Below are 26,162 nucleotides of genomic sequence, written 5' to 3' on the forward strand. Positions count from 1 at the left end.
CCGGACGCCGTGCGATGGGCTTCCGGGTGGGCCGCGCCGATCCTCGCCGCGGTCTCCTCCCCGTGCCCGTCAGCCAGGCCGGCCATGATCCGGGCGAAGACGCCCCTGCCGCTCCGCCGCTTCCAACGGTTGCAGGGCTTTTCCGGGGCTGTCGCGGCGCCGCTGGCGCCACGGTCCCCCGCAACTGTCAGGGCCTTGCTCCCTTGGCACGTCCCGCCACCGCACGCCATGGCGATTGATGAAGACAGTGCCGCTCGGGGCGCGCCGGTCATCAACCCGGGCCTTGCCGTGCGACTTCGGAAAGCAGGGCCAGAGACGCGCCATCTGCGTGCCGCTCAACCGGAGGAGATCTGACATGTTCGCCGCCCGTTTCCGGGCGGTGCCTCACGCCAGCCAACCAAATCAATGTGCCCTGACACTTGCAAGGTGCTGAAATAGTAGGGCTGCCGGAGCGGTTTCCGCGAATTTATTGGCCGCGGCAGACTGGCAGACCTGCCTTTTCCGCCTTGCGGCCTGGAAGCCGCAGCAGTCGCAATCGTCAGACGGCCAGCAGCCGCGGCAGCCGGACAAGGTTTGCCGCCGCCAAGGTGAAAATGAAGAAGCGGGATCACACCCGCTCGACCCCTTGATGAACGCTCAGCTACGCGCCGCCCGGTGTCCGGAACCGCATCGAACAGCTCTTCGATGCGGTTCCGGTGCCCTGGCGACAGGGCGCAGCACATGTGCCGCGCGGTCCGGCCATCGATGGCCGAGAACCGCGCCTCCTGCGCGAAAAGCGGCGCGATGCAGGCGCGCCTGCATTCGGACGCGACTCCAGCGGCATCATGAGCCCTGCCGGCTGCGAGCCGCCAGCCGCCCGGCGGACCCCTGCAAGTGGCGGTGCATCATGCCGGCGCTGCCTTGCGTTCCGCACTGCCGCGCGCCCGGGGCAGCTCGCCACGGCCCCCGGATCTGCCGCGGTGCTCCATCACCGCATGTCCCGTCAAGCATGGCATCGTGCCAGAGCCGGGCGATGTCCGGTAGAGCCGCACGTCCGGTTCAGACGTAGCGGCGAAGCTCGCATTCGAACGCTGCTCACCTCTGCGCGAGCGCACGAACGCCATCGGTCCGAAGGACTGCCCGAACGATTTCGCCATTGCGGCAGCGGCCGGCGGATCAGGCCGCGCGCACTCCGCCAGCGGGACATGCCGTCACCTGCCTTCCGCCGCTGCATCGCTCCGGGCAGCGCAGCCCGGGAGCCTCGGGACCATGCGACGTGCCGGGCCAAGCCCGGTCCCTCCGCCCCCGATTGCGAAAGGCTGCAGGCCAGAGCTGCCGCCACCTGCGCCCCCGTCCCTGCATCAACCGCGGCTTCCCGCGCAGCGCCCGCGGCGACGGCGCCGGCATTCCATGCAGGCTCGCCCCGCTGCAGAATCCGGACATCCAGTCCCCTGCCTCCGCCCGCAAGTCCGCCGGAAACGCAAAGGGGCGGACCGATGGCCCGCCCCGATAGGCTGCGTCTCCGCCTATGGCGCTATTCCGCCGCGATCCGGTCCATTCCGGGCATCTTGCCCAGCCCCTCGACGAAGAACGGGCGGAAGCCCGCAGGGTGCTCGCTCATCGGGAAATGGCCGAGCTCCTCCATCACCGACAGCGTCGCGCCGGGGATCGCCGCCGCGGTGCGCGCCGCGTCCTCGGGCGTGCAGGTGAAGTCATAGGCGCCGACGATCAGGTGCACCGGGGTGCGCGCCGTATCGATGTCGTTCAGCCGGCCGGTCAGGCTCTCGTCCCGGGTGTAGAAGCTCAGGTCGCCGCGGAACACGCCCGGGCCCGAGGACATGAACATCCACAGCGTGTTCCAGCGCTCCGCCTCCGGGGCGAAGGGCGAGATGTTGGTCGAGACCAGCGCCGCGCCCATCTCGCCGCCATGGGCGTCGGGGCGGTGGAACCAGTCGATGTCGTACCAGGCGGGCTGGAAATCCGATGCCTCGATGGCGATGAAGCCCGAGAAGCGCTCCGGCGCCTGCGCCGCCAGCTGCAGCGCGATCCGCCCGCCCATCGAGCAGCCCGCCAGAACCGGCCGGTCGAGCCCGAGCGTCTCGGCGACCTTCAGCACGGTCTCCATGTAGACTTCGGTGGTCAGCAGGTATTCCTCGGTCTGGAACCCCTCCGGCGGCAGCGACTTGCCGTGCCAGGGCATGTCGAAGGCGATGATCCGGTTCGAGGCGGTGATCTCCGCGTCGTTCAGGATGTGGCGCCACTGCCGGGTGTCGGCCCCCGCGGTGTGCAGGCACAGGACCGGACGGCCCTGGCCGGCTTCCTCGAAATAGATGCGCTGGCGGCGGCCGGCGATCTCTGCGGTCAGGTAGCGCCCGGCGATCGGTTCGATGCTCATGCCGCCTTCTCCCCTTGCGCGGCCCTCGGCAGGGCCAGGACTTCCTTGACGAAGCGCAGGTTCTTGACCAGCGCCAGCATGTCTCCGAGAATCTTCAGGCGGCCGATCTTGGCAATGGCGAAAATATCGTGGAAGCCGGGCGGCGGCACCGGCTGCCAGAAGGTCTCCAGCGCCGCGGCGTCGGTGGCGAGCGCGAAGCGCCACGGCGTCTTCTTCGACGGGCCCTCGGTCACCGAGACCAGATGGCCCTTCTCGAAGGCCAGGTAGTACTCGCTGCCGTCCACCTCGACCAGGACGGTCTCGGAGAACAGCGCCCCGAGCCGCAGCAGGTGCGGCCGCGCTTCGATGGCCTCGGCCATCTCCTCGAATCTCTCCAGCATGGGTCCTCCCGTTCGTCTGCCGTCTTGCGCACAGCCTGCATTCCGGCACCGCTGCCGCAATGCCGGGCGGGGTATGGACCGATACCGGCGTCCCGGCGGGGCCCGACCCGGCAGATGCCGGCGCCTGCCTTCCCGGCCGCAGCCGGATCGGGTCGGCACGCCGCTCCGGCGCCGCCGCCGCGGGAGGGCGTTGCCACTCCGGCACCCCAGGAGCCACCGCTGCAGGACACGCAGGGCTTGCAAGCGGCTTCCGGCGGCAGGCACGGAAGCGCCTGCGCGGTCCGCCCCTGCGAGCACCCGTGCGGCATGGCCAGCCGCTGCCCGCATGACAGGCCACTGGCCACGGGCCGGAGGAGCCGCAGGCAGACCCCGCGCCGCGCGCCCCAGCCGCAGGCTGACCTCCAGCCGGAGCGCGGGCTGCAGGGCCGGCCGCGTCTCCCATCCGCCGGAGGCCAGCGCGGGCCCGACCGCGGCCGGCCGGGAACGGCGCGCTGCGGGCAGCCGGGTCGGGCCTTCCTGCGCCTCTCCCGCCCTCTTGCCGGACCGCCGCCGCTGCGAGAGTATCGCGCGATACCGCCGCAGGCATTGGTCGCGCCGCAACGATCGGCCAAGCATTGGGGCGACCGGAAGCCCGCCGGAGGAGAGGCGGGCCGGAAAATCGGAGGACGCCCCATGGGCAAGGTCACGCTTGAAAACATCACCGACATCGTCATCGGCTCGCTCGGCCAGAACGGCGAGATCGACACCCGCCAGCGCGAGATCATGACCTCGCTGATCCGCCACCTGCACGGCTTCGTCAAGGATGTCCGCCTGCAGCACCACGAATTCCTCGCCGCCTGCGACTACCTCGCCCGCGCCGGCCAGACCTGCGATGACAAGCGCCAGGAATTCATCCTGCTCGGCGACATCGTCGGCGTCGAGGTGCTGGTCGACATGCTGACCAACGTGGTCGGCGGCAGCGAATCCGAGTCGACCGTGCTCGGCCCGTTCTACCGCGGCAACCCGCCGGTCCTGCCCAAGGGCGCCTCGACCGTGCAGAAGGATTTCGACGGCCAGGAGTCGGTCTATTTCGAGGGCCATGTCCGCGATGCCGAGGGCAACCCGCTGCAGGGCGTGATCCTCGATGTCTGGGAAGACGCGCCGAACGGGCTCTACGAGAACCACGACCCGGACCAGCCCGACTACAACCTGCGCGGCCGCTTCGAGACCGACGAGAACGGCCATTACGCCTTCCGCGCCATCCGCCCGGTGCCCTACCCGATCCCTTCGGACGAGACCGCGGGCGAGCTGCTGCGCTACATGGGCCACCACCCGAACCGTCCCGGCCACATGCATTTCATGATCGCCCGCGACGGCTACCGCACGCTGATCAGCCAGATCTACGACAGCTCGTCCAAGTGGCTCGACAATGACAGCGTCTTCGCGGTCAAGGACAGCCTGGTCGGCGAATTCGTCCCGGCGCCCGAAGAGCTCGGCACCGATCTCTACGTGAAGTTCGACTTCGTGCTCGCCCGCGCCGCCGCCGAAGAGGCGATCGCAGCGGAGTGATCCTCCCCCGCCCCCGGACCCGTCCGGGGGCTGCCAAGGCAATGAGGCGCCGCGGATCTCAGATCCCGGCGCCTTGTTTCGTTCAGACCTGCCGCGCCCGACGCAGGAGCGCCACCACGCCCAGCCCGCCGGACAGCAGGGCCGCAGGAGCCGGAACCGGAACCGGCACGTCCGGAATGCCGGGGACGATCTCGATCCGGTACGCGCCCGCCCCCATGTTGCCCAAGCCGATCACTGTCACCGAATAGCGCCCCGCGGCCTGGACGCCGAAGATGTCCGTCCCGGCGGAGGTGCTCCCCAGATGGACCGGATCCGGCATCAGCCAGAGCGAATAGCGGGCCGCCTCCCCCGAAAGGGTGACGGCATTGACGGCGAACGGCTGCAGGACGGCGAACGTGTACGAGTCCTGCTCGTCGGCCCCGTCGCCATGGCCCGCTCCCCCCGCCTCGTAGGCGCCGAAGATCGTAGACACGGCATGGCCTGGCAGGGTGCCGACATCCGTGCCTGGAACGACAACGTCTCCGGCATCTCCCGAGAGCGATTCATCGTAGACCGTCGCCGCCTGCGCGCCCGCTGCCGCAAGAGCCGCAGCGGCCGAAAGCGCGGCCAGTCGCTTCCTCATCATCCGATCTCCCTGCAATTTCCGGAACCCATGCAGAGTGTGGAATGCAGGCCGTCCCCCATGTCAAGAATTGCAGCCCCGACCTGCGGCCGCCGGCGCCGCTGCGGGACCCGGCCGTTCCGGCATGCCTTCTCGGGCCGGCCTGCCCCGCCGCGGGCCATGCCGCCTCTGGCATCCGGCAGCGATCCGGGGCAGTGTCGGTTCCCTGACACATGCGCCGGGGAGGGCGTCATGAACCTCAAGCAGCTCGCCTATTTCATGGCCGTCGCCGAAGAGCTCCATTTCGGCCGTGCCGCCGAACGGCTCGGCATCGCCCAGCCGCCGCTGTCGCGCCAGATCAAGCAGTTCGAGGAAGAGATCGGCGCACTGCTCTTCAACCGCGGCCGCTCCGCCGTCACCCTGACCCAGGCGGGCGAGCGCCTGAAGGAGCGCGGCGGCCAGATCCAGCGCCTCGTCGCCGAAACCGAGCGCGAGATCGCGCGGCTCGGCCAGGGCGCCGAGGGCCGCCTGCGCATCGGCTTCGTCGGCTCCTCGACCTACGGCATCCTGCCCAACATCGTGAAATCCTTCCGCGCCCACTGCCCGCAGGTCGACCTGTCGCTGCTGCCGATGAACAACGCCCAGCTGCACCGCCAGCTGATCCGCCGCGAGATCGATGTCGCCTTCGCCCGCCCTGCCCTGCGCGATGCCGAATTCACCAAGATCAAGCTGATCGACGAACCGCTGGTCCTCGCCGCGCCCGACACCTTCGCCCCCGCGCGCAGCGGCTTCGTCTCCCTGCCCGAACTCGCCGACGAAACCCTGGTGCTCTACCCGGAATTCCCGCGCCCCAGCTATGCCGATTTCGTGCTGGAGCGGCTCGAGGCGCAGGGCGCCGACACGGGCGCGCTGACGCGCGTCTTCGCCATGGACCTGCAGACCTCGCTCAGCCTCGTGGCGATCGGCGAAGGCGTCTGCATCGTGCCGGCCTCGGTCGCCACCGGCGCGCGCAACGGCATCCGCTTCCTCGCCTTCGAGCCGGAGCTGGGCCAGACCGAGCTGTCGCTGAACTACCGGCTGGACGAACAGGGCGTGCATGTCCGCAACTTCGCCCGCATCGCCCAGAGCGTCGCCCGCAAGATCCACTGAAACGAAAAGACCCCGGCACGGAGGCCGGGGCGGAACGGCGCCAGGGAGCAGGCGCCAGGGAGCGGGCACCAGTCCTATTCGGCGACGATCGGCACCGCGGCCGACCCGCCGCGGCGGTAGCGGCGCACGCGCTCCTCGTCGAGCGCGACGCCGATCCCCGGCCCTTCCGGCAGCCAGACCTGGAAGTCGCGATAGGTCAGCGGCTCGGCCAGGATCTCGTCGGTGAACAGCAGCGGCCCGAACAGCTCGCAGCCCCAGGCCCAGTGCTCGACCGTGCAGAAGAGCTGCAGCGAGGCCGCGGTCGCCACGCCCGATTCCAGCATCGTCCCGCCATAGAGCCCGATGCCGGCCGCCTGCGCGATGGCGATCACCTCGGCCGCATTGGCCAGGCCGCCCGACTGCGCGACCTTCACGGCGAAGGCGTCCGCCGCCCGGTCGCCGGCATGGCGCAGCGCATCCACCGGCCCGTTCAGCGCCTCGTCCGCCATCACCGCGATGGCCGATCCGTCGGTCAGCGATTTCAGCTGGTCGCGCTGCCGCAGGTCGATCGGCTGCTCCGCCATGGCGACGCCGATCTCCTCCAGCCCGCGCAGGCCCTCGCGCGCGGTATGCAGGTCCCAGGCCTGGTTGACGTCGACCGTCAGCGTGGCCCGGTCGCCGAGCGCCGCCTTGATCCGGCCGACATGCGCCAGGTCGTCCCGCAGCGCGCGCTTGCCGATCTTCAGCTTGAATTGGCGGTGGCGCCGCGTCTCCAGCATCTCCTCGGCTTCGGCGATGTCCTTCTCGGAATTGCCCGAGGCCAGCGTCCAGGCGACCTCGATCCCCTGCCGCACCGCTCCGCCGAACAGCTGCGCCACCGGCACGCCCAGCCGCTTGCCCAGGCCGTCCCACATCGCGATTTCCACCGCGGAGCGCGCGATCGGGTTGCCGCGCACCGCCCTGGCGATCAGGTTGCGGGCCGCCGAGATGTTGCCGGCATCCGTGCCGACCAGCACCGGAGCCAGGTAGTTGTCGATGGCCGACTTGATGCTCTCGGGGCTTTCCGAGCCATAGCTCAGCCCGCCGATCGAGGTGCCCTCGCCGAGCCCGGTGGAGCCGTCGGAGAAATCCATCCGCACCAGAACCACGGATTGCGCGGTCATGGTCGCCATCGACAGGACATGCCCGCGGATGGTCGGAAGGTCTATGATCTCGGTGGTGATGCGGTCGATGGTGATCATGCTGGCCTTGCCGTTCTACTCGTCTGCGTCAGGTGGGGTTCGTCTTCCCGGAAGGTCGCATTTCCGCCCGCGCGCTGTCGATTGCCGCGGCGGTCTCAGGTGATACCCGCGCGGCCCTGCCGGGCCGTCGCGACGCAGCGCCCTCTCCCCGCCCCGCCGCGCGCGCACAGGGCGGCCCCGCAAATGGGCACCCTTGGCGCCGGTGCAATAGCGGCGCTTTGAAGTGATTTAGCTTTCAAAACAGCCGCCGCCTGCCCGCGGCAGCTACGTCCGGTAACCTAGAAAGATCAGCGCTTCAGCGACTTGTCGAAGAACCGCACCAGGGCGGCATTCATGTCCTTGTGGAAGGCCGCGCGGTCGAAGCCCTCGGCATCGACGCAATACATCGCCCATTGCGCCGGATGCGCCATTTCCAGCGCCGGGTTGCAGGGCGCGAGGAAGGCGAAATGCCCGGCCCGCTCGACGACATGCACGTCCGGCGCCGCCGCCAGCCCCGCCGCGACCAGCGCGCCGTTGGTGTTGTGCGGCACCCGCAGGTCCAGGGCTCCCGACCAGATCTGCACCGGGATCTCGACCGCGGCGAGGTCGAGCGCGCCGAAGGCGAAGCCGAGCGCCGGCGCCGCCGCGGCCACCGCGCCGATCCGGCTGTCGCCGGCCACCTGCTCCAGAGCCGGTTCGACCTGCCCTGGCTCGGCGCCGTCGAGGAATCCCTTGCGGCAGGCATATTCCCGGGGATTGCCCGAGCAGAAGGATTTCGCCAGCCCGATATCCGGCAGCGCCCCGGCCGCGACCAGCGCGCTGTAGCCGCCCGCGGAGAAGCCGTAGACGCCGATCCGGGCGGCATCGACCTGCTGCGCCTCGGGCCAGGCCTCGGTCATGTAGTCGATCGCCGCGCGCAGGTCGGCGGGTCGGGTGACCATCCACTCGGACGGCAGCGCGCTCTCGTCCTGCAGGTTGTCGCCGCGGTGCTCGGGGACGGCGACGATGTAGCCCGCCTCCGCCAGCGCCAGCGCGGTATCGGCATGGCCGCCCATCCAGCCGCCCTGGCCGTGGCTGATCACAACCAGCGGATGGCGTCCCTCCGAGAGCGGCGCATCGAGGCTCAGATGCTGGCCGAACAGCGTCTCCGTCCCGGGCGGCGCGGCATCGCTCGGGTACCAGATGCCGACGCGCATCGGCGCCCCATCCTGTCCCTCGGCAGCGGGAAGCTCCTCCATCTCGAAACCGGCCGCCGCCGCCGCGCCGGGCAGCAGCAGGACAAGGACGGCAAGCGGGGCAAGGAGGGCTCTGGGCAGCATGGGACTCGGACAATTTCGGCCTGCGCTGGCTAGCAGGTTCCTGCAAATTGGTAAACGACCCGGGCGCCGCAGGCCTGCGCGGGTTTCGCGGCGAAACCGCAAGGGACTCACGCCGGTCCGAGGAGCCGCGCGAGCTCGTCCATCGCCCGTTCCAGCAGCTCGGCATCGACATGGCGCCCCTCGAAGCGGATGTAGTAGCCCTTGGCATCCGAGTGGCGCCGCAGGGTCACGCCGTTGCCGAGATGGCGGATGCCGAAGCCGTCCTCCCTTTGCCGCGCCGGCTTGGCGGCCTTTGGCCGTCCGCCGCGGCGGGGATCGCGGGTCTGGGCCTCGGCCTCCAGGCACCAGGGCTCCAGCGCCGCCCATTCCTCGGCCGGATCGCCCGAACCGCCCTGCCCGGCCGCCTGGCGCAGCTGCGGCCCCATCCCGGCGCGCAGCGCAGTGGCCAGCCTCAGCCCGGCCCGCTCGGTCAGCGCCTCGGGAAAGACCAGCAGGTCGCCCAGCTCTTCATGCACCAGCGCGAAGGAGCGGATCTTCGACCGCTTGGCCTTGGAGGCCGCGTGGAACAGCCCGTCGACGGCATCCTCGACTCGCTCGAAGGCGCCGTGGCTGACCGCCAGCACGGCGACCCGGCCGCGTTCGTAAGGCGAAAGATCGGCGCGGATCTCGTTCTCCTCGACCATCGCCAGATAGGCCCGCGCAGCCGATCCCGGCTCGCGGACGATGGCCTTGATCTGGGCGAAGCCCGGGTCGCCGGTCTCGGCCTCCAGCGCCCGGATCGCGGCCAGGCGGCGGAAGCCCGAGAGCAGGCCGAAGCGCGCGCCCGACGGATCGGCCTCGGAGAGCTCGAACACCTCCACCGGCAGGCGCAGACCGCTGGCGCGGATCGAGGCCTTTAGCTCCGCCATCTCCTCGGGATCCAGCTGCATCCGGTCGCGGGTCAGCTCGTCGGCGATGATCTCGCGGGTCGGCAGGCTCAGCAGCAGCCGGCCCTCGGCGGAGGCGCTGCGGTAGCTGTCGGCATCCTTGCGGTCGCGGGCACGCTCGGCACGCTCCTCCGGCGGCAGTGTCTCGGTCCGGGCGGCGGCATCGGCCGCGACCTGGGCGATGGGCGGCATCATGCCGGGGCCGCGCGGCGCGGCGGGCGCCGCCGGTTTCGCCGCGAAACCCGCCTCCAGTTCCGACAGCTCGGCAGCCGAAGGCGCGGTGAGTCTGGTCCGTTTTGCCATGTGCTAAATCTCCGTCACTCGGCCGCGCGGGCCATCTGCGCGTCGCGCCACCACGAGCCGATCAGGATCTCCTTCAGCTCGGCATAGGTCCGGTCGAAGGCCTCGCGGCCGCGGACATAGGTCTCGCGGTTGAACTGGCGGTAGTCGGCTTCGTAGATGCCGTTCACCTGCTCGCCGGCCTGGCCCACCAGCGCGGTGAAATCCTGGCGGTGGGCGTTCATGAAATCGCCGAAATAAGCCTGGATGACGTTGGCCAGATCGGCCTGCTGGCCGGTATCGAAGCGGGTGATCAGCGTGCGCACCACGTCCCATTCGAACTTTACCTCGTCGAGCCCCGCGGCGCGGCGCGCCGAGTTCTCGCCGTCCTCGATCGAGGCGAAGGTGGAATAGAGCATGTCGAAGAACCGCCCCGTGGAGTCGAATTCCAGGAAGGACGCCCCGAGCGGCACCAGCAGGATGTCGGCAGCGGCCAGCGCGTTGATCGTCAGGTAGCCGAGCGCCGGGGGCGTATCGAGCATGATGATGTCGTACTGGTCGAGGATGCCGTCGTCGGCAAGGAAGTTGCCGAGGGCATCCCAGAGCGGCCATTGCCGCAGCGCCATCCGCCAGACCGGGATCTGGAACTCGGCCCAGTACAGGTTCAGCTGCGCGCCGATCAGGTCGATATTCGGCCAGTGGGTCGACTGGATCACGTCGGAGGCCTTGGTCTCCAGCGCGGCGCCGAGCGTCTCGTCAAGGGGCAGGGGGGCCTCGCCGCGGGCTTCGCGCACCGCGTTCTCCTGCATCACCGAGCGGGCATAGTCGCGGGCCACCAGCGGGAAGACGGTCTTCCATTCGTCGGGCACCTGGCCGCCCATGATCGAGGTCATCGAGCCCTGGCTGTCGAGGTCGATCACCAGCACCTTGTAGCCGTCGAGCGCGGCCGACATCGCCAGATGCGCCGCGGTCGAGGTCTTGCCGACGCCGCCCTTGAAATTGGCCACGGCGACGACCTTGGCGGGCAGGCCCGGCGGGCGGTAGGGAAGGTAGTCCTTGGTGCCGCCCTCGGCGAGATGGGCGCGCAGGCGGAGGACCTCTTCGAGGGTGAACCACTTGGAGCCGCCGATGCCCTCGCCCTGCGGCAGGTCGGGATTGTTCTTCAGCACGCGGCGCAGATGCGCCGGGGCGACTGGGATCAGGTAGCGGGTGATTTCCCAGGTGGAGAATTTCCGCAGCCGCTTCTTGCCGTCGGGGGCATAGCCGCGCCGGGCCAGGTCGTCGCGGCCGCGGGCTGCAAAAGCGGCAGCCTTGGCGAATCTTGACGTATCGGTAGGATCGGGGAGCTTCGCCGCCGCGGCCTCCGGGTCTAGACCCAGATAGGGCGGGGGCGGAAGATCGGGCTTTTTTGCCATATGTATCGTCTGCCTCGGGATGTGCGCCGTTTCGCGCGATTTGCGGCGAATATCGCACATGCGGGCGCGCATGGGAATCTTTTCGGTCGCGGAGCCCCGTATCCGGGCACCTGGCCCCTGGGGAACCCGGACCGCGTGGTCGGCCAGGTGCGCTTGGCAGTCGCTGGCAGGGGGGAGGCGTCCAAGCCGATGGCGGGATTCGGAAAAAACCGGTTCCCGTGCGGGCGTGTGCTGCAGTTCCGGCCGGACATTTTGCGAGGTGCGGAGGTTTCGCGGCGAAATCCCTGCTTTGATCTCCCGGAGAAGGGCAATTCAAACTGTAGGATCTTTGAGTCTCTTTGGAGTCTTTAGGCAGTGGAAAGCTTGCGATTCCAAGGGGAAAGCGCAGTCCGGGTGTCCGGATCCGGGACAAGGGGCACCTGTTTGCGGGATGATGGGCACCCGGATGCGGTAGGAAGGGAGCCGATTCCCGGGGGCAGGGGCATCCGGATGCGGGAAGGCCCAAAAACGGCCTGTCAGAGTCGCTTTCAGGCGGTTTCGCGCCTTCAGGTGCCCGTTTCCGGGAGGCTTTGCGGGGCTTGAGGTACCTGTTTGCGGGGACCAGATCCCGCCAAAGGTGCCCAGATTCGGGAAGCGCAGGGCAGGGCCCTCCGGCATCCCGTGGACGGGTACCTGAGGAAGAGCTTGGTCCGGGTGCCTGACTGCGATACCCTGCGGGCCCAAGAGCAGAAGACTCGCGAGCAGACGATGGCACAGGCAGAGACCTCCCCGGACAGGACCAGGCTGACCGGATCCCTCCGGCGGGATTCGGTGAAGAAGAACGTGGCGGCGATCCATGTCTCGGGCAAGCTGACGCTGCTGCAGCGCAAGCTGTCGAACGTGCTTCTCCTGAATGCCTATGACACGCTGACGACGGCGCAGACCCACCGGATCGACGCCAAGACGCTGTGCCTGATGATCGGCTACAACTCCAACGACATGGACACGCTGAAGGCCTCGCTGCGCGGCCTGGCGGAGACGGTCGCGGAGTGGGACATGCTGGCCGAGGACGGCGAGCATGAATGGGGGGTCTCGGCGCTGCTCAGCTATGCCAAGCTGAAGGGCGGGGTCTGCGAATACGCCTATTCGCCCGCGCTGGCGGCAAAGCTGCACGACCCGAAGGTCTTCGCGCTGATCAACCTCAACATCCAGAAGCGGTTCACCTCGGGCCATGCGCTGGCGCTCTACGAGAACTGCTACCGCTTCGTGCGGACGGGATCGACGGGGTGGTGGCCGCTGGAGCTGTTCCGCCGTCTCATGGGCGTGGACGGCAGCGCCTATTACGAGGTCTACAAGCAGCTCAACGCCAAGATCATCAAGCCCGCCTTGGCCGAGGTGAACCGGACCTCGAACATCCTGGTGACGCCCGAGGTCCGCAAGCAGGGCCGGGCGGTGACCGACATCCGCTTCCTGATCCGCGAGAACCCGCAGCTGGCGATGCTGGACATCGACGACGGCGAGGGGCTGCGCCAGGGCGGGGTCTACCAGCGGCTGCGGGATCTGGGCGTGCAGGACCGGCTGGCGCGGCAGTGGATCGCCGAGCATGGCGAGGACTACGTCGCCGAGCGGCTGGAATTCGTCGCCGGGCAGGGCGGGGTAAAGAGCCCGCTGCGCTATCTCTCGGCGGCGATCAAGGGCGGCTACGGCGGCCGGGCGGCGGATCCGGAGCCGCCGCAGGAGACCGTGCAGGCGGCGGCGGAGCGGGCGCTGGAGGACGAGGCACGCGCGGCGGCGCAGGCGGCGCGGGACAGCGCGCTGGATGCCGAGCGCCGGGCGCGGGCGGCGCGCATGGAGCGGATCCGCGAGGCGGTGGCGGCGCGCACCCCGACCCAGCGCGACGCCGACCGGCGGCTGTTCCTGTCGCGTCTCTCCGATCCGCTGGAGCGCGGAGATTTCGAGCGTCTGGGCTGGTCCTCTGCGCTGAACGCGCGCGCCATGGCGGCGTTCTGGGAGGAACTGGTGCCGGGCCTGTTCGACGGCGTCTGACCCTTTCGCAGCGAAACCTTGCCCTGGGGGCGGGGGATGTCCGATGCTGCGCCGGAGGCGTGCCAGCGGGGCGCGCCGGATGGGGAGAATTTCCATGAAGGCTTTCATTGCTGCCATTCTGCCGCTGGGGCTTGCCGCCTGCGCCGGGGTCCCGGCGGGCGAGGAGGTGTCGCGCTCGGCGCCGAACCCGCAGGAACAGGCCTGCCTGCAGGCGGTGACCCTGACCACCGACAACGGCGACGTGGCGCTCCTGGGGTCGGAATTCTCCGAGGCCGGGACGCTGGTGCGGGTGGGCGTCGGTCCGGACCGCGTGCCCTGGCAATGCGTGGCCTATGCCGACGGCTCCACCGCGGGGGTGCAGTCGATGTCGGACGAGGGCTACCTGTGAGGTCCTGGCTGGTCCCGGCGGCGGCGCTGCTGGCGGCGGGGCCGGCCGCGGCACAGATGTCGGCGCCGGTGCAGTTCGGGCCGGGCGCGAGCGGCGCGGCGCTGTCGGGCACCATCTCCGGGCACGAATACATGGACTACGTGCTGGGCGCGCGGGCGGGGCAGCACATGTCCGGCACGATCCGGGCCGAGGCCACGAACGGAGACGGCTCTGTCTATTTCAACATCCTGCCGCCGGGCAGCGACGACGTGGCGATCTTCGTGGGCGCCGCGGATGAGGACGGCAATGCCGCGGAGGTGGCCCTGCCCGAGACGGGGGAGTACGTGCTGCGGGTCTACCTGATGGGCAACGACCGGGACGCGGGCCGGACGGTGGGCTACGTTCTGGAGGTCTCGATACGGTGATCTTCCCGGCTTGACCGGTGCGGGAGCGGGCGGCAGGCTTGTTCCCGGACACGGGAGGGAGGAACCGTGGCGGAGACCGAACTGGACAAGCTGGGCTGGCTGGGCCGCCGCCGCGCGCGGATCGCCCGCAAGCGCCGCGCCGAATGGGGTCCGGAGGGCCATCCCGCCCGCGAGGTGATCTTCCAGCTGCGCCAGCGCGCCCGCGCCTCGCTGCGCCGGGCCTTCGTCTTCCTGGTGCTGCTGTTCCTGACGGTGATCGCCGGGCTCGGCTATTTCCTCGGCGTGCCGCTCTACAGGGACTGGGTGGCCAGGACGACCGATGCGGCCCGCGCGCGCGAGGAGGCGGCGATTTCCGCTGCCGCCGTGGTCTGGGAGGGCGAGGTCGCGGAGCTGCGCGAAGGCTTTGCGCCCCTGATGGGGAAGGTGTGGCTGGCGCGGCCGACCGGGGCGCAGGGGGCGATCCGGGACATCGACTTCCGCGACCATGACCGGGGCGCCTTCGTCACCTCGGCAGGGGAGATCTTCCTCACGGCCGATGGCGGCGAAAGTTGGCGGGCGATGGAGCCCGCCGCGGAGGCCGTCCGCGACGCGGGCATCGACATCGCGGATTTCTCGGCGCTGATCGTCCGGTCGGGCTTCAACGCGGTCGACTATGGCGACAGCCTGCTTCTGGCTGCAGACCGCGGCCTCCTGCTGCGCCGCGACGCGCGCACGGGGACAGTTGCGGTCCTCGATCCGGGGATCGATCGCGACCTGCATGATGTCCGGCTCGCCCCGGATGGCCGGATCTGGATCGCGGGCGAAAGCGTGCTGAAGTCGAGCGGCGACGGCGGCGCGACCTGGCGCAGTTCCCTGCCGGTGGTCGATTTCGGTTCGGCCGTCGAGCTGCGGGCCCTGGCCTTCGGAGACGGGACGGGCGGAATGGCGGTCGGGCGGTCCCGCTCGGACAGCGCGGGCTTCGAAGACGCAGTGGCGGAAGAGAGCGGCGACGGGAAGCGCTGGCAGCTGTCCTCGCCGCGCTTCCGGTCGGCTTCGCGCCCGTCCATGCTGTCGGGATTGCGGGCCCTGGCCTTCGATTCCGGCGGAGCGGCCTGGACGGCCGGTGCCGATGGCGCGGTTCTGTACAGGCCGGCCGGGAGTTCCGACTGGCAGCTGAAGGCGCAGTTCGATGGTCCGTTCAACCGGATTGCCTTCGGGCAGGGCGGGCGCGGCTGGATGGCGGGCGACGATGGCAGGCTGCTGTCGACCCAGGATGGCGGCGGCTTCTGGGTCCCGGTGCCGACCAATGTGCGCGGGAACATGGCGGCGCTGGCCGTGCAGCCGCCGGGGCCGGAGGGCGGGCCGGAACGGGCCTGGGCCGGATCCGATGACGGACGGCTGCTGGCGCCCTACCGGCCGGCGCTGCCGCTGGAGCAGATGGGGCCGCGCGGAATGGAGCAGATGCTCTTCGACCTGAAGGATGTGCCGGGACTGGACGTGGAGACGATCAGGGCCGGGGTCACGCGGCTGTCGCAGGAGGAGACGGAGCTGGAGCGGCGGCGGCTGGCGCTGGCGGCGCTGCGTTCGGACGACGGGGAGGGCGCAGCCGTCGCCGCGGCGGCGCGGCTGGCGGAGGCGGCGGCCTCGCCGGAAGAGCGCGGCCGGGCCATGGCGCTGCTGGAGATCGCGCTGCGCCGCGAGGCGGGCGGCGGGGAGTCGGTCTGGCAGCATGTCGCCGACGGCGCCCCGGCCGGCATCCTGACGCTGTTCCTGCTGTCGACGCTTTCGGCGCTCTACCGCTACAACACCCGGCTGGCGGGGTTCTACCATGCCCGCGCGGACGCGCTGGAGCTGGGGCACGGCGCGCTGAGCGGGGAGGCGGCGGGGCTGGCCGCGCGGCTGGCGGAGATGCTCGCCGCCGACGGGGTGGAGTTCAAGGATGTCCGCACCCCCGCCGACCAGGCGGCGGAGATCGCGAAGGAGCTGGCCGGGCGGCTTCCCGGCCGCAGCTGAGCGGGCTCAGCGCACCTTGACGGAGACCGAGCCGACGCCCTCGACCGTGCCCTCGAGCAGGTCGCCCATCAGCACCGGGCCGACGCCCGAGGGCGTGCCGGTCATGATCAGGTCGCCGGGGCGCAGGGTGAAGCTCTGCGAGATATGGGCGATCATCTCGGGGATCGACCAGATCATCTGCTCCAGGTCGCCTTCCTGCTTCAGGTTGCCGTTAACCGCCAGCGCGATGCGGCCCTTCACCGGATGGCCGGTCTCGGCCACCGGATGGATCGCGCCGACCGGGGCGGAGCCGTCCACCGCCTTGGCGGTCTCCCAGGGGCGGCCCATCGACTTGGCGGTCGCCTGGATGTCGCGCAGCGTCATGTCGAGTCCGACGCCGTAGCCCCAGACATGCGCCAGCGCGTCGGCTACCGGGATATGCGACCCGCCCTTGCCGATTGCGGCGACCAGCTCCACCTCGTGATGCACGTCGGAGGAATGGCGGGGATAGGTGAAATCGGTGCCGGGCGGGCAGATCGCCGTATTGGGCTTCATGAAGAAGAAGGGCGGCTCGCGGCTGGAGTCGTGCCCCATCTCGGCGGCGTGCGCCGCGTAGTTGCGGCCGATGCAGAAAATCCGCCCGATCGGGAACACGGCCTCCTCTCCGGCGACGGGCAGCGTGACGGGCACGGGCGGCGCAACGGCGAAGCTTGGGTCCTGGGGCATGGCGGGTCCTTTCGGGATGGTCTCGGGGCCGCGTGTCCTGGGCGCGGCTGGCAAGAGTGAAACCACAAGCGGGCGCCGGGCGGGTTGCGGTGCTTCGCCGCGCATGGGGGCTTGCGCCCGCTGCATGGCCGGGCAGGATCGGCGCCGGACCATGGAGGGCAGGCAATGGCGGACGGATGGGCCGGCGCGGTGCTGGCGGCGGGGCGCTCGACGCGCTTCGGGGCGGAGGACAAGCTGGCGGCGGGGCTGAACGGGCGGCCGCTGGCGTCGCATGCGGCGGCGGCGCTGGCCGCGGTGCCGCTGGCGGCGCGGGCGGCGGTGTGCCCGGCGGGCCGGGCGGGGCTGTTCCCGGGCTTCGTCCGGCTGGAGGCGCCCGAAGGGTCGGAGCAGTCGGCCAGCCTGGCGGCCGCGGCGCGATGGGCCGCGGGGCAGGGGGCGGCCGGGCTTCTGGTGGTGCTGGGCGACATGCCCTTCGTCACGGCGGCGGATCTGGCGGCGGTGCTGGCGGCGGCGCAGGCCGGAGGGGGGGCGGCCTGCGTCACCGACGGGTCGCGGCGGATGCCGCCCGCCGCCTTTGCCGCCGCGCTGTTTCCGGCGCTGGCGGCGGCGGAGGGCGATCAGGGCGCACGGGCCATCCTGCGCGGCCTGGGTCCTGGGCAGCTGGTCGGGCTGCCCGCGGAACGGCTACGCGACATTGACACTGTCGGCGACCTCGCGGCTGCGCAGCGAGGCTAGCGGCGCCAGCCGGGCGCGGGCCTCGCCGGGCGTCATCGAGGTCCAGGACTGGAACGCCCGGTAGAAGCTGTTCGGGTCGCGGTAGGCCAGCAGGTAGCTGATCTCGGGCACCGACATCGAGCCGTCGCGCAGGTATTGCAGCGCCAGCGTCTCGCGGGTGCGGTCGAGCACGCCGCGGAAGCTCTCGCCCTCCTCCTGGAGGCGGCGCTGCAGGCTGCGGCGGCTGAGGCCGAGCTGGGCGCAGACATCGTCGGCGCCGGACTTGCCCGAGGGCAGCAGCTCCGCCAGGGCGGAGGCGACGCGGGTCGAGATCGAGGTGCCGGCCGCGCGGTCGCGCAGGCGGCGGCGCAGGGTCTGCTCCATGCCGCGCAGCAGGTCGTCATTCTGCGACAGCAGCGGCCGCGCGGCATCCTCGGCGGAGATCTCCAGCGCGATCTCGGGACCGGTGGCGACCGGGCAGCCGAGCCAGGCTTCGTATTCCGGCCGGTTGGCCGGGGCGACCGGCATCTGCACCTTCTTCGGCACCACGCGGGCGCCGGAATAGTGGCGGCAGAGCTCGGTCACGAAGGCGATGTCGAAGGCGCCCATATGAGGTTCCGCGGCCAGGTCGGGCTCGGCCATGGAGATGCCGATGCGCAGCCCGCAGCCGGTATCGGCGAAGCTGACCCGGACGGGCGCGGCCAGCGGCTTGAACAGGGCCAGCCGCTGCAGCCCGGTGCGGATGTTGCGGCTGGCGGTGAAGGCGATGATCGGCGCGTGCGAGGGCTGGCGGGCGGCGGCGCGGGCCAGCGCCAGCACCGCGCCGGGCGCGCCGGCCGAGCCGAGCTCCACCAGCGCGGTCCAGGCGTCCAGATAGGCGCGCGCGTTCACGCCGTGGGTCTCGGTTTCCAGATGGTCGGCCGGCAGGCCGGCCTGGCTCAGCACCTCGGCCGGATCGACGTCCAGCAGGGCGCACCCCATCTGGACCATCCGCGCCACCGGATAGAGCGACTTTCTACTCATGGGCTCCCCCTCCCGTTATGGTTGTTTTCGTCATAGTGCCACTCGGGGGGAGTCTGGCAAGCTCTGTGGCGCGAATTGTTAGCAGCTTGGCGCGTTCTGCAAGTTGGATGGCGTGGCGGATTCCGTGCGCCGTGTCAGGATGGCGGGACCGAAGGGACCACCTTGGGGCGCCCCGCGGCACCATGCCGGCGCGCCCCGAGCCCGAAGCCAAAGGTGGAGCGCGACATGACGACTTCTCTGACATTGAACGGCAAGCCGGTGACCGTCGAGGCGGAACCGGGAACGCCGCTGCTATGGGTGATCCGTGACGAGTTGAAGCTGACCGGCACCAAGTTCGGCTGCGGCGTGGCAAGCTGCGGCGCCTGCACGGTGCATCTGGACGGGGTTGCGGTGCGGTCCTGCCAGACCTTCATCGAGGATGCCGAAGGCGCCTCGGTCACGACGATCGAAGGCATCGGGGGCAAGGCCGCGCAGGCGGTCCAGGCGGCCTGGGCCGAGCTCGACGTGGTGCAGTGCGGCTATTGCCAGTCGGGCCAGATCATGTCGGCGGTGGGGCTGCTGTCGGAGACGCCGAAGCCCAGCGACGAGGACATCGACGCGGCGATGGAAGGCAATGCCTGCCGCTGCGCCACCTACCAGCGCATCCGCGCCGCGATCCATCGCGCATCCGACATCATGGAGGCCTGAGATGACCCTGCAGACGACACGCCGCGGATTCCTCAAGGCGGCAGGCGCGGGCGCGCTGGTGATCGGGATGGGGCCGAAGGGCCTGATGGCGCAGGGCGATGACGGCGGCATGCTGACGCCCTTCGTCCGGGTCGACCCCGACGGCACGGTGACGGCCATCGTGAAGCATTTCGAGATGGGGCAGGGCACGACCACGGGCCTGACCACGCTGATCGCCGAAGAGATGGGCGTGCCGATGGAGGCGATGAAGGCCGAATTCGCGCCTTCCGATCCGGAGGTCTACAACAACCTGTTCTTCGGCAAGTTCCAGGGCACGGGCGGCTCGACCGCGATGGCCAACAGCTGGATGCAGTACCGCCAGGCCGGTGCCGCCGCGCGGGAGATGATCCTGCAGGCGGCCGCCCAGGCCTGGGACGAGGACCCGCTGGCGCTGCGGCTGGAGAACGGCATGGTCGCGGGCCATGGCGATCCGGTCGGCATCGGCGGCTTCGTGGCGGCCGCCGCCGCGATGGAGGTCCCGGCCGAGCCGCGGCTGAAGCGCCCCGACGAATTCGTGCTGATCGGCCAGCCGGGGGTGAAGCGCAAGGACACGCCCGCCAAGATCGACGGCAGCGCGAAATTCGCGATGGACGTGCAGCTCGACAACCAGCTGGTCGCGGTGATCGCGCGGCCGCCGCGGATGGGCGCGGTGGTGTCGAATTTCGACGACAGCGGCGCGAAGGACATCAAGGGCTTCGCCATGGCCGGGACGCTGGCCAACGGCGCGGGCGTCGCGGTCTTCGCCGAGAACACCTGGGCGGCGATCCAGGCGCGCGACGCGGTCGCGGTCGAATGGGACATGTCCAAGGCCGAATCCCGCGGATCGGACGAGATCAAGGCGGAGCTGATGGCGGCGGTCGACGCGCCGGCCGAGTATGACGCGGCCGGAAAGCCGGAAGATGCCTCCGGCATCGAGGGCGCGGCGACGGTGGTGGAGAAGACCTTCTACTTCCCGCTGCTCGCCCATGCGCCGATGGAGCCGCTGACCTGCACCATCCGCCCCGATGCCGATGGCGGGATCACCCTGCTCGACGGCGCGCAGATGCCGACCGCGCCGCATATCGCGCTGTCGAAGATCCTCGGGCTGGAGATGCCGCAGATCCGGGTGGAGACACTCTATGCCGGCGGCTCCTTCGGGCGGCGCGGCAACCCGGCGGCGGACTACCAGGTGGAGGCGGCGCTGGCCTTCGCGCTGACCGACAAGAGCCGTCCGGTGAAGCTGGTCTGGACCCGCGAGGACGACATCAGGGGCGGCTGGTACCGCCCGGCCTTCGCGCACCGCGTGCGGGTGGGGATAGACGGCGACGGCAACATCGTCGGCTGGGACCACCGGATCGCCGGGCAGCCCTTGATGAAGGGGTCGCTCTTCGAGGCGGTGATGGTCAGGGACGGGGTCGACCTGAGCTCGGTCGAGGGCATCGCCGACACGCCCTATGCGATCCCGGGGATGTATGCCGGGCTGACCGACACGGCGAAGGCGACCTCGATCCTTTGGTGGCGGTCCGTCGGCAACACCCATACCGCCTATGTCATGGAGACCATGATGGACCAGGCGGCGAAGGCGGTCGGGCGCGATCCGCTGGAATTCCGCCTGGCGCACCTGCCCGGCGACAGGCCCGAGCAGGTGCGGCTGGCCGCGGTGCTGAAGGCTGCCGCGGAGAAGGCCGGCTGGGGCAGCCCGGCGGCCGGGCGCAGCCAGGGGATCGCGGCGCATTTCTCCTTCGGCACCTACGTGGCGGAGGTCGCGGAGATCTCCGGCAATGCCGCGGACGGGGTGAAGATCGAGAAGGTGACGGCGGCGGTCGATTGCGGGCTGGCGGTGAATCCGGACGTGATCAAGGCGCAGGTCGAGGGCGGCATCGGCTACGGCCTGGGCGCGATCATGCGCGACGAGATCACGCTCGAGGGCGGCGAGGTCGTGCAGTCGAACTTCCCCGACTACGAGCCGCTGCGGATCACCGATATCGGCAGGATCGAGGTGGAGATCCTCGCCTCGGCCGAAGCGCCCTCGGGGATCGGCGAGCCGGGCCTGCCGCCGGCCGGGCCGGCGCTGGCGAATGCCATCGCGGCCGCGGGCGAGCTGCCGGTGTCGCTGCCGATGGCCTCGAACGGGGTCAGCTTCGCCTGACCGGGGCGCGGGGCGGCGCGGGCCGCCCTGCGGGCCTTGCGGAATCCTGCCGCGGCGCTAGAGTCCGCCGCCCGCCCGTCCGGTGCTCCGGCGCGGGGGCGGCATCTCTGCAGCGACGGAAAAGGGGACGGCATGGCGGCCGCGGAAAAGAGCGCACGCTCTCTCGGGGATTTGCAGGCGGCCGGCCTGCTCGGCGCCGAGGTGACGCCGGACCTGGCGGCGGTGGCCGGGCGCTATGCGGTGTCGGTGACGCCGGGCGTGCTGCGCGCGATCCGCGGCGGCGATCCGGAGGGCGGCGTGGCGCGGCAGTACCTGCCCTCGTCCGAGGAGCTGCAGGAATTCCCGGCGGAGCTGGACGACCCGATCGGCGACGGGCCCCATTCTCCGGTCAAGGGCGTAGTGCACCGCTATGACGACCGGGTGCTGCTGAACCTGCTGAAGACCTGCGCCGTCTACTGCCGCTTCTGCTTCCGCCGCGAGATGGTCGGGCCTGGGGCGCGCGGGCTCGACAGTGCCGAATTGGAGGCGGCGCTCGATTACATCCGCGGCGAGGAGCGGATCTGGGAGGTGATCTTCTCGGGCGGCGATCCGCTGACGCTGTCGGCGCGGCGGATCCGGGCGGTGCTGGAGGAGCTGGCGCGGATCCCCCATGTCGGCGTCGCGCGCTTCCACACCCGCGTGCCGGCCGTGGCGCCGGAGCTGGTGACGGAGGAGCTTCTGGCCGCCTTGCGCGCCGGTCCGACGGCCTTCGTGGTGCTGCATGTCAACCATCCCGACGAGCTGACCGCAGAGGTGCGGGCGGCGATCGCGCGGCTGGCGGATGCGGGCATTCCGCTGCTGAGCCAGTCGGTGCTGCTGAAGGGCGTCAACAATTCGGCGGAGGTTCTGGGGCGGCTGTTCCGCGCGCTCGTGCAGAACCGGGTGAAGCCCTATTACCTGCACCATGCCGACCTGGCGCGCGGCACCGGGCATTTCCGCACCTCGATTGCCGAGGGGCAGGAGATCGTCGACGGCCTGCGCCAGGGCCATTCCGGCCTGTGCATTCCGGCCTACGTTCTCGACCTGCCGGGAGGCGCCGGCAAGGTGCCGGTGGCGCGGAGCTGGATCCTCGGCGAGGCGGAGGGCAGCTACCTGCTGCGCGACAGACACGGCGCGGAACATGCCTACCGAGACCACGCCGCGGCGCAGCAAAAACGGCCGGATCGCGGGTGACTCCGCCCCGGAAAGGGGCTGCGGCGCAAATTCCGCACAAATACCGGGCAAATACTGGCGCGATTTGCTGCGCCAGCGGGCAGATTTGTTGACCTACGGGTCAGCAGCCCTTACCTGAGGCCCATGCGCAACACGCAGAATATCCGGCCGCTCCCGCGTCTGCGCGGTAGAGGGGCCGTCGGAATCTTCCACCCCGGCCGGAACTCTTTCGCGAGTGCAGCGTTAGCGCATGGCAAAGGAGACACCAATGCAGCATGACCTTCCGACCACGGAAGACAGCCTGGCCGCGATACGGCCGTATTCCCGCGTCGCCATCCTGGGCGGCGGTTCCTGGGGCACCGCCATCGCGGCGATCGCCCGGCGCGCAGGGCGCCAGGTGACGATCTGGGCCCGCGACCCCGACGTGGCACGCGACATCAACGACAACGCCCGCAACGAGAAATATCTTCCCGGCATCCCTCTTCCCGAGGGGATCACGGCCTATACCGATCTTGCGGGCGCGGTCAGGGATGCCGAGGCGATCTTCCTTGTGACGCCCTCGCATTCGATCCGGGACATGGCGCGGCAGCTCAACCCGCTGCTGCACCGGCTGACCCCGATCGTGGTCTGCGCCAAGGGCATCGAGGCCGAGAGCGGCCTGCTGATGTCGTCGATCGTCGAGGAAGAGCTGCCCGGCCATCCGGTCGGCGCGCTCTCGGGACCGACCTTCGCGGCCGAAGCGGCCCGCGGCGACTACACCGCGGCGACCCTGGCCTTCGACTTCAAGACCATCGACCGGATCAACCCCGAGGGCAGCCCGGCCGCGCGGCTGGCCGTGTCCCTGGGCTGCGAGAGCTTCCGCCCCTACCTGTCCGACGATCTCGTCGGGCTGGAGACCGCCGGCGCGATGAAGAACGTCATCGCCATCGCCTGCGGGATGATGACCGGCGTCGGCTTCGCGGAAAACACCCGCGCGGCGCTGATCGCCCGCGGCCTGGGCGAGATCCAGCTGGTGACGCTGGCGCTCGGCGGCCGCACCGACACGGTGCTGGGCATGGGCGGCGTCGGCGACCTGACGCTGACCTGCAACTCGTCCACCTCGCGCAACATGAGCCTCGGCCTGCAGCTGGGCGAGGGCATCCCGCGCGAGCAGTGCTTCGGCGGCAGGAAGATGGTCGTCGAGGGCGAGCGCAACGCGCGCTCGGTCCATGACTTGGCGGGCCGCCTGGGCCTGCGCCTGCCGATCTGCGGCACCGTCTACCGCATCCTGCACGAGGGCGCCGACCTGCGCGAAAGCTTCGCGGCGCTCTGGGCGAGCCCGCTCGAAGCCGAGCCTTGGGCCATGTCCGTCGAAATTCCCCATCCTGTAAGCCTGGAGGCGTGATGACCATCCAAGACCGAGTGACCTTGCCCGAAATTGCCGAGAAGACGATGGTCCTGGCCACGGATCTCGACGGCACCTTCCTCGGCGGGACCCCGGAGGAACGGCGCGCGCTCTACGACTGGATCGAGGAGAACCGCGACACCGTCGGGCTGATCTTCGTGACCGGGCGCGACCCGGAATTCATCGCGGGCCTTGTCGAGGCCGAGGGCACGCCCTGGCCGGACTACGCGGTCGGCGACGTGGGCACCACCATCGCCCATGTCTCGCCCGAGACCGGGGTCGAGCCGATCGAGGAACTCGAAGAGCAGATCGCCGAGATCTGGGGCGATGCGGGCGACAGCGTCCGCGCGCGGCTGGACGGCTGGCCGGGGCTGAAGCTGCAGCAGACGCCGTTCCGCTACCGCGTCAGCTACGACCTGATCGCCGGCGAGTTCGACCATGGCGCCAAGGCCGCCGTGGAGGAGATGGGCCATGACTGGCTGATCTCTGACAACCGCTATTTCGATGTCCTGCCGAAGGGCATCTCCAAGGGTCCGTCGCTGAAGCGGCTGCTGGCGCATCTCGGAATTTCCGAGGGCCGCGTGCTGGCCGCGGGCGACACGCTCAACGATTACTCGCTGCTGACGGCCGGGGTGCCTGCGGTTGCGGTCGGAAATTCCGAGGCACCCCTCAAGGAGGCGCTGGCAAAGGGCGACCATCCCAAGCTGCACCATGCCCGGAAGCATGGCTGCGGCGGGATCGCCGAGGCCATCGTCCATTTCGATCTGCATCCGACGGGAGCGACCGCCCATGCCAAGTGATCTTGTCATCGTCTATCACCGCCAGCCCTACGAAGAAGTCGAGGTCGACGGAAAGATCCAGTACCGCGAGAACAAGTCGCCGAACGGGATCGTGCCGACGCTCAAGAGCCTGTTCGGCAAGGTGCCGACCGGCGCCTGGATCGCCTGGAAACAGGCGGAGGACCCCGCGAATCCGGGCTTCGAACAGGTCATCGAGATCGACGACGCCTACGGCAAGTACCGCGTCAGCCGCCTGCCGCTGACGAAGGAGCAGGTGTCGAGCTTCTACCACATCACCTCGAAAGAGGCGTTCTGGCCGATCCTCCACAACTTCAAGGAACGCTACAACTACGATCCCGTGGACTGGCCGACCTTCCAGGAGGTGAACCGGAAATTCGCCGAGGCCGCCGCGGCCGAGGCCAATCCGAATGCCATCGTCTGGGTCCATGACTACAACCTGTGGCTGGTCGCGGGCTACCTGCGCAAGCTGCGCCCCGACGTGCGGATCGCCTTCTTCCACCACACGCCCTTCCCCTCGGCGGACATGTTCAATGTCCTGCCCTGGCGCAAGGAGATCATGCAGAGCCTGCTGTCCTGCGACGTGGTCGGCTTCCACATCCCGCGCTACGCGGAGAACTTCGTCGGCGCGGCGCAGTCGCTGCTGGATGTCGAGGTCACAGGGCGGCGCGACGTGCCCGAGAGCCTGATGACCGATGGCGGGGCGCTGTCCGACCGCCGCGTGCCGCACAGCCTGCGCTACCGCGACCGCGACATCACCGTGGCGACCTCGCCGGTGGGCGTGAACGTGAACTACATCGAGGATCTGGCCGCCACGCAGGAAACCGAGGACAAGGTCGCCGCCATCCGCGAGGAGCTGGGCGACTGCCGCCTGATCCTCTCGGTCGGGCGGACCGACTACACCAAGGGCGGCGTGGAGCAGCTCCAGGCCTATGAACGCCTGCTGAAGCGGCGCCCCGACCTGCGCGGCAAGGTGCGGCTGATGCATGTCTCGGTGATGGCGAATGCCAACATGACTGCCTACCAGGAGGTGCAGTCCGGGCTGGAATCGCTGGCAGGCCACATCAACGGGCTCTACGGCAGCTTCGAATGGCAGCCGCTGGCCTTCATCTCCAACCCGGTGCCGTTCAAGGACCTGATCGCCTACTACAAGGTGGCGGACGTGGCCTGGATCACGCCGCTGGCGGACGGGATGAACCTGGTCTGCGAGGAATATGCCTCGGCGCGCACCGATGGCGACGGCTGTCTGGTGCTGTCGGAATTCGCCGGTGCCGCGGTGGTGATGTCGGACGCCGTCCTGACCAACCCGTTCTCGCACCGCTCCATGGATGCCGCGATCGAGCGGGCGCTGGCGATGGACGAGGAGACGCGGCGCCACCGCATGGCCTCGCTGCGCGCGGCGACCCACCGCCACAGCGTAGAGGCTTGGGCCGCCGAGCAGATGCGCAGCTTCGACGGTTTCGGCGCGGCGCTCGAAATGGCCGGGGCCAGCTGA

The 26,162-nt window shown here is 70.1% G+C and carries 22 protein-coding genes and 1 pseudogene; 13 read left to right on the top strand and 10 right to left on the bottom strand.

Going from position 1 to position 26,162, the window contains the following annotated elements:
* The 3 genes and pseudogenes from HCC78_RS33850 to HCC78_RS19925 form a co-directional block, all read right to left on the bottom strand.
* Positions 1–357: pseudogene (locus tag HCC78_RS33850) on the bottom strand (hypothetical protein); the annotation flags it as partial.
* Positions 358–1,513: 1,156 nt separating this feature from the next.
* On the bottom strand, positions 1,514–2,374 hold the full coding sequence (locus HCC78_RS19920; protein ID WP_172330548.1) for an alpha/beta fold hydrolase: 861 nt from the start codon (positions 2,372–2,374) through the stop codon (positions 1,514–1,516).
* The gene (locus tag HCC78_RS19925) at positions 2,371–2,754 is read right to left on the bottom strand and encodes a hypothetical protein (protein WP_172330549.1); all 384 of its coding nucleotides are present in this window, start codon (positions 2,752–2,754) and stop codon (positions 2,371–2,373) included. The genes HCC78_RS19920 and HCC78_RS19925 overlap by 4 nt, the downstream gene beginning before the upstream one ends.
* Before the next feature lie 672 nt (positions 2,755–3,426).
* Here HCC78_RS19925 and HCC78_RS19930 point away from each other — a divergent pair.
* Entirely contained in the window at positions 3,427–4,302 is an 876-nt protein-coding gene (locus HCC78_RS19930) for a dioxygenase (RefSeq protein ID WP_172330550.1), read from the top strand.
* An 82-nt stretch (positions 4,303–4,384) separates the two neighbouring features.
* Here HCC78_RS19930 and HCC78_RS19935 read toward each other — a convergent pair whose 3' ends face one another.
* Positions 4,385–4,927 (bottom strand): hypothetical protein, encoded by a 543-nt coding sequence (locus tag HCC78_RS19935; protein WP_172330551.1) that lies wholly within the window; start codon positions 4,925–4,927, stop codon positions 4,385–4,387.
* A 228-nt stretch (positions 4,928–5,155) separates the two neighbouring features.
* On the opposite strand from HCC78_RS19935, the gene HCC78_RS19940 reads away from it, so the two are divergent.
* Positions 5,156–6,052 (top strand): LysR substrate-binding domain-containing protein, encoded by an 897-nt coding sequence (locus tag HCC78_RS19940; protein ID WP_172330552.1) that lies wholly within the window; start codon positions 5,156–5,158, stop codon positions 6,050–6,052.
* A gap of 74 nt (positions 6,053–6,126) precedes the next feature.
* On the opposite strand, the gene HCC78_RS19945 is transcribed toward HCC78_RS19940, so the two are convergent.
* The 4 genes from HCC78_RS19945 to HCC78_RS19960 all read right to left on the bottom strand — a co-directional run bounded on the left by HCC78_RS19945 (position 6,127) and on the right by HCC78_RS19960 (position 11,190).
* Positions 6,127–7,272 carry a muconate cycloisomerase family protein gene (locus tag HCC78_RS19945; RefSeq protein ID WP_172330553.1) on the bottom strand — a complete coding sequence of 382 codons (1,146 nt, stop codon included), beginning with the start codon at positions 7,270–7,272 and terminating at the stop codon, positions 6,127–6,129.
* A gap of 287 nt (positions 7,273–7,559) precedes the next feature.
* Positions 7,560–8,570, bottom strand: coding sequence for a prolyl oligopeptidase family serine peptidase (locus tag HCC78_RS19950; protein WP_172330554.1), 1,011 nt, complete (start codon positions 8,568–8,570; stop codon positions 7,560–7,562).
* Between the two features lie 107 nt (positions 8,571–8,677).
* Positions 8,678–9,799: a ParB N-terminal domain-containing protein gene (locus HCC78_RS19955; RefSeq protein ID WP_172330555.1), complete on the bottom strand. Its 1,122-nt coding sequence runs from the start codon at positions 9,797–9,799 to the stop codon at positions 8,678–8,680.
* A gap of 14 nt (positions 9,800–9,813) precedes the next feature.
* Positions 9,814–11,190, bottom strand: a complete 1,377-nt coding sequence (locus tag HCC78_RS19960; RefSeq protein ID WP_172330556.1) for an AAA family ATPase — start codon at positions 11,188–11,190, stop codon at positions 9,814–9,816.
* Between the two features lie 747 nt (positions 11,191–11,937).
* On the opposite strand from HCC78_RS19960, the gene HCC78_RS19965 reads away from it, so the two are divergent.
* The 4 genes from HCC78_RS19965 to HCC78_RS19980 all read left to right on the top strand — a co-directional run bounded on the left by HCC78_RS19965 (position 11,938) and on the right by HCC78_RS19980 (position 15,999).
* Positions 11,938–13,215 carry a replication initiation protein gene (locus HCC78_RS19965; protein WP_172330557.1) on the top strand — a complete coding sequence of 426 codons (1,278 nt, stop codon included), beginning with the start codon at positions 11,938–11,940 and terminating at the stop codon, positions 13,213–13,215.
* 94 nt (positions 13,216–13,309) lie between these two features.
* On the top strand, positions 13,310–13,603 hold the full coding sequence (locus tag HCC78_RS19970; RefSeq protein WP_172330558.1) for a hypothetical protein: 294 nt from the start codon (positions 13,310–13,312) through the stop codon (positions 13,601–13,603).
* Positions 13,600–14,007 (top strand): hypothetical protein, encoded by a 408-nt coding sequence (locus HCC78_RS19975; protein WP_371743869.1) that lies wholly within the window; start codon positions 13,600–13,602, stop codon positions 14,005–14,007. The genes HCC78_RS19970 and HCC78_RS19975 overlap by 4 nt, the downstream gene beginning before the upstream one ends.
* A 66-nt stretch (positions 14,008–14,073) precedes the next feature.
* On the top strand, positions 14,074–15,999 hold the full coding sequence (locus HCC78_RS19980; RefSeq protein WP_172330559.1) for a hypothetical protein: 1,926 nt from the start codon (positions 14,074–14,076) through the stop codon (positions 15,997–15,999).
* A 6-nt stretch (positions 16,000–16,005) separates the two neighbouring features.
* Here HCC78_RS19980 and HCC78_RS19985 read toward each other — a convergent pair whose 3' ends face one another.
* On the bottom strand, positions 16,006–16,704 hold the full coding sequence (locus HCC78_RS19985) for a fumarylacetoacetate hydrolase family protein (RefSeq protein ID WP_216671235.1): 699 nt from the start codon (positions 16,702–16,704) through the stop codon (positions 16,006–16,008).
* 165 nt (positions 16,705–16,869) lie between these two features.
* Here HCC78_RS19985 and HCC78_RS19990 point away from each other — a divergent pair, with 165 nt between their 5' ends.
* On the top strand, positions 16,870–17,439 hold the full coding sequence (locus HCC78_RS19990) for an NTP transferase domain-containing protein (RefSeq protein WP_172330561.1): 570 nt from the start codon (positions 16,870–16,872) through the stop codon (positions 17,437–17,439).
* Here HCC78_RS19990 and HCC78_RS19995 read toward each other — a convergent pair.
* The gene (locus HCC78_RS19995) at positions 17,389–18,441 is read right to left on the bottom strand and encodes an AraC family transcriptional regulator (RefSeq protein WP_172330562.1); all 1,053 of its coding nucleotides are present in this window, start codon (positions 18,439–18,441) and stop codon (positions 17,389–17,391) included. The genes HCC78_RS19990 and HCC78_RS19995 overlap by 51 nt on opposite strands.
* A gap of 225 nt (positions 18,442–18,666) precedes the next feature.
* Here HCC78_RS19995 and HCC78_RS20000 point away from each other — a divergent pair, with 225 nt between their 5' ends.
* The 6 genes from HCC78_RS20000 (at position 18,667) to ggpS (ending at position 26,162) form a co-directional block, all read left to right on the top strand.
* The gene (locus tag HCC78_RS20000) at positions 18,667–19,128 is read left to right on the top strand and encodes a (2Fe-2S)-binding protein (protein ID WP_172330563.1); all 462 of its coding nucleotides are present in this window, start codon (positions 18,667–18,669) and stop codon (positions 19,126–19,128) included.
* A gap of 1 nt (position 19,129) precedes the next feature.
* On the top strand, positions 19,130–21,295 hold the full coding sequence (locus HCC78_RS20005) for a xanthine dehydrogenase family protein molybdopterin-binding subunit (protein WP_172330564.1): 2,166 nt from the start codon (positions 19,130–19,132) through the stop codon (positions 21,293–21,295).
* A 132-nt stretch (positions 21,296–21,427) separates the two neighbouring features.
* On the top strand, positions 21,428–22,507 hold the full coding sequence (locus tag HCC78_RS20010) for a lysine-2,3-aminomutase-like protein (RefSeq protein ID WP_172330565.1): 1,080 nt from the start codon (positions 21,428–21,430) through the stop codon (positions 22,505–22,507).
* A 247-nt stretch (positions 22,508–22,754) separates the two neighbouring features.
* Entirely contained in the window at positions 22,755–23,870 is a 1,116-nt protein-coding gene (locus tag HCC78_RS20015) for an NAD(P)H-dependent glycerol-3-phosphate dehydrogenase (protein ID WP_172330566.1), read from the top strand.
* Positions 23,870–24,670 carry an HAD-IIB family hydrolase gene (locus HCC78_RS20020; protein ID WP_172330567.1) on the top strand — a complete coding sequence of 267 codons (801 nt, stop codon included), beginning with the start codon at positions 23,870–23,872 and terminating at the stop codon, positions 24,668–24,670. Before HCC78_RS20015 ends, HCC78_RS20020 begins: the two co-directional genes overlap by 1 nt.
* Positions 24,660–26,162: a glucosylglycerol-phosphate synthase gene (ggpS, locus tag HCC78_RS20025; protein ID WP_172330568.1), complete on the top strand. Its 1,503-nt coding sequence runs from the start codon at positions 24,660–24,662 to the stop codon at positions 26,160–26,162. The genes HCC78_RS20020 and ggpS overlap by 11 nt, the downstream gene beginning before the upstream one ends.

The organism is Mangrovicoccus sp. HB161399 (assembly GCF_013184745.1).
Lineage (GTDB): Bacteria > Pseudomonadota > Alphaproteobacteria > Rhodobacterales > Rhodobacteraceae > Mangrovicoccus.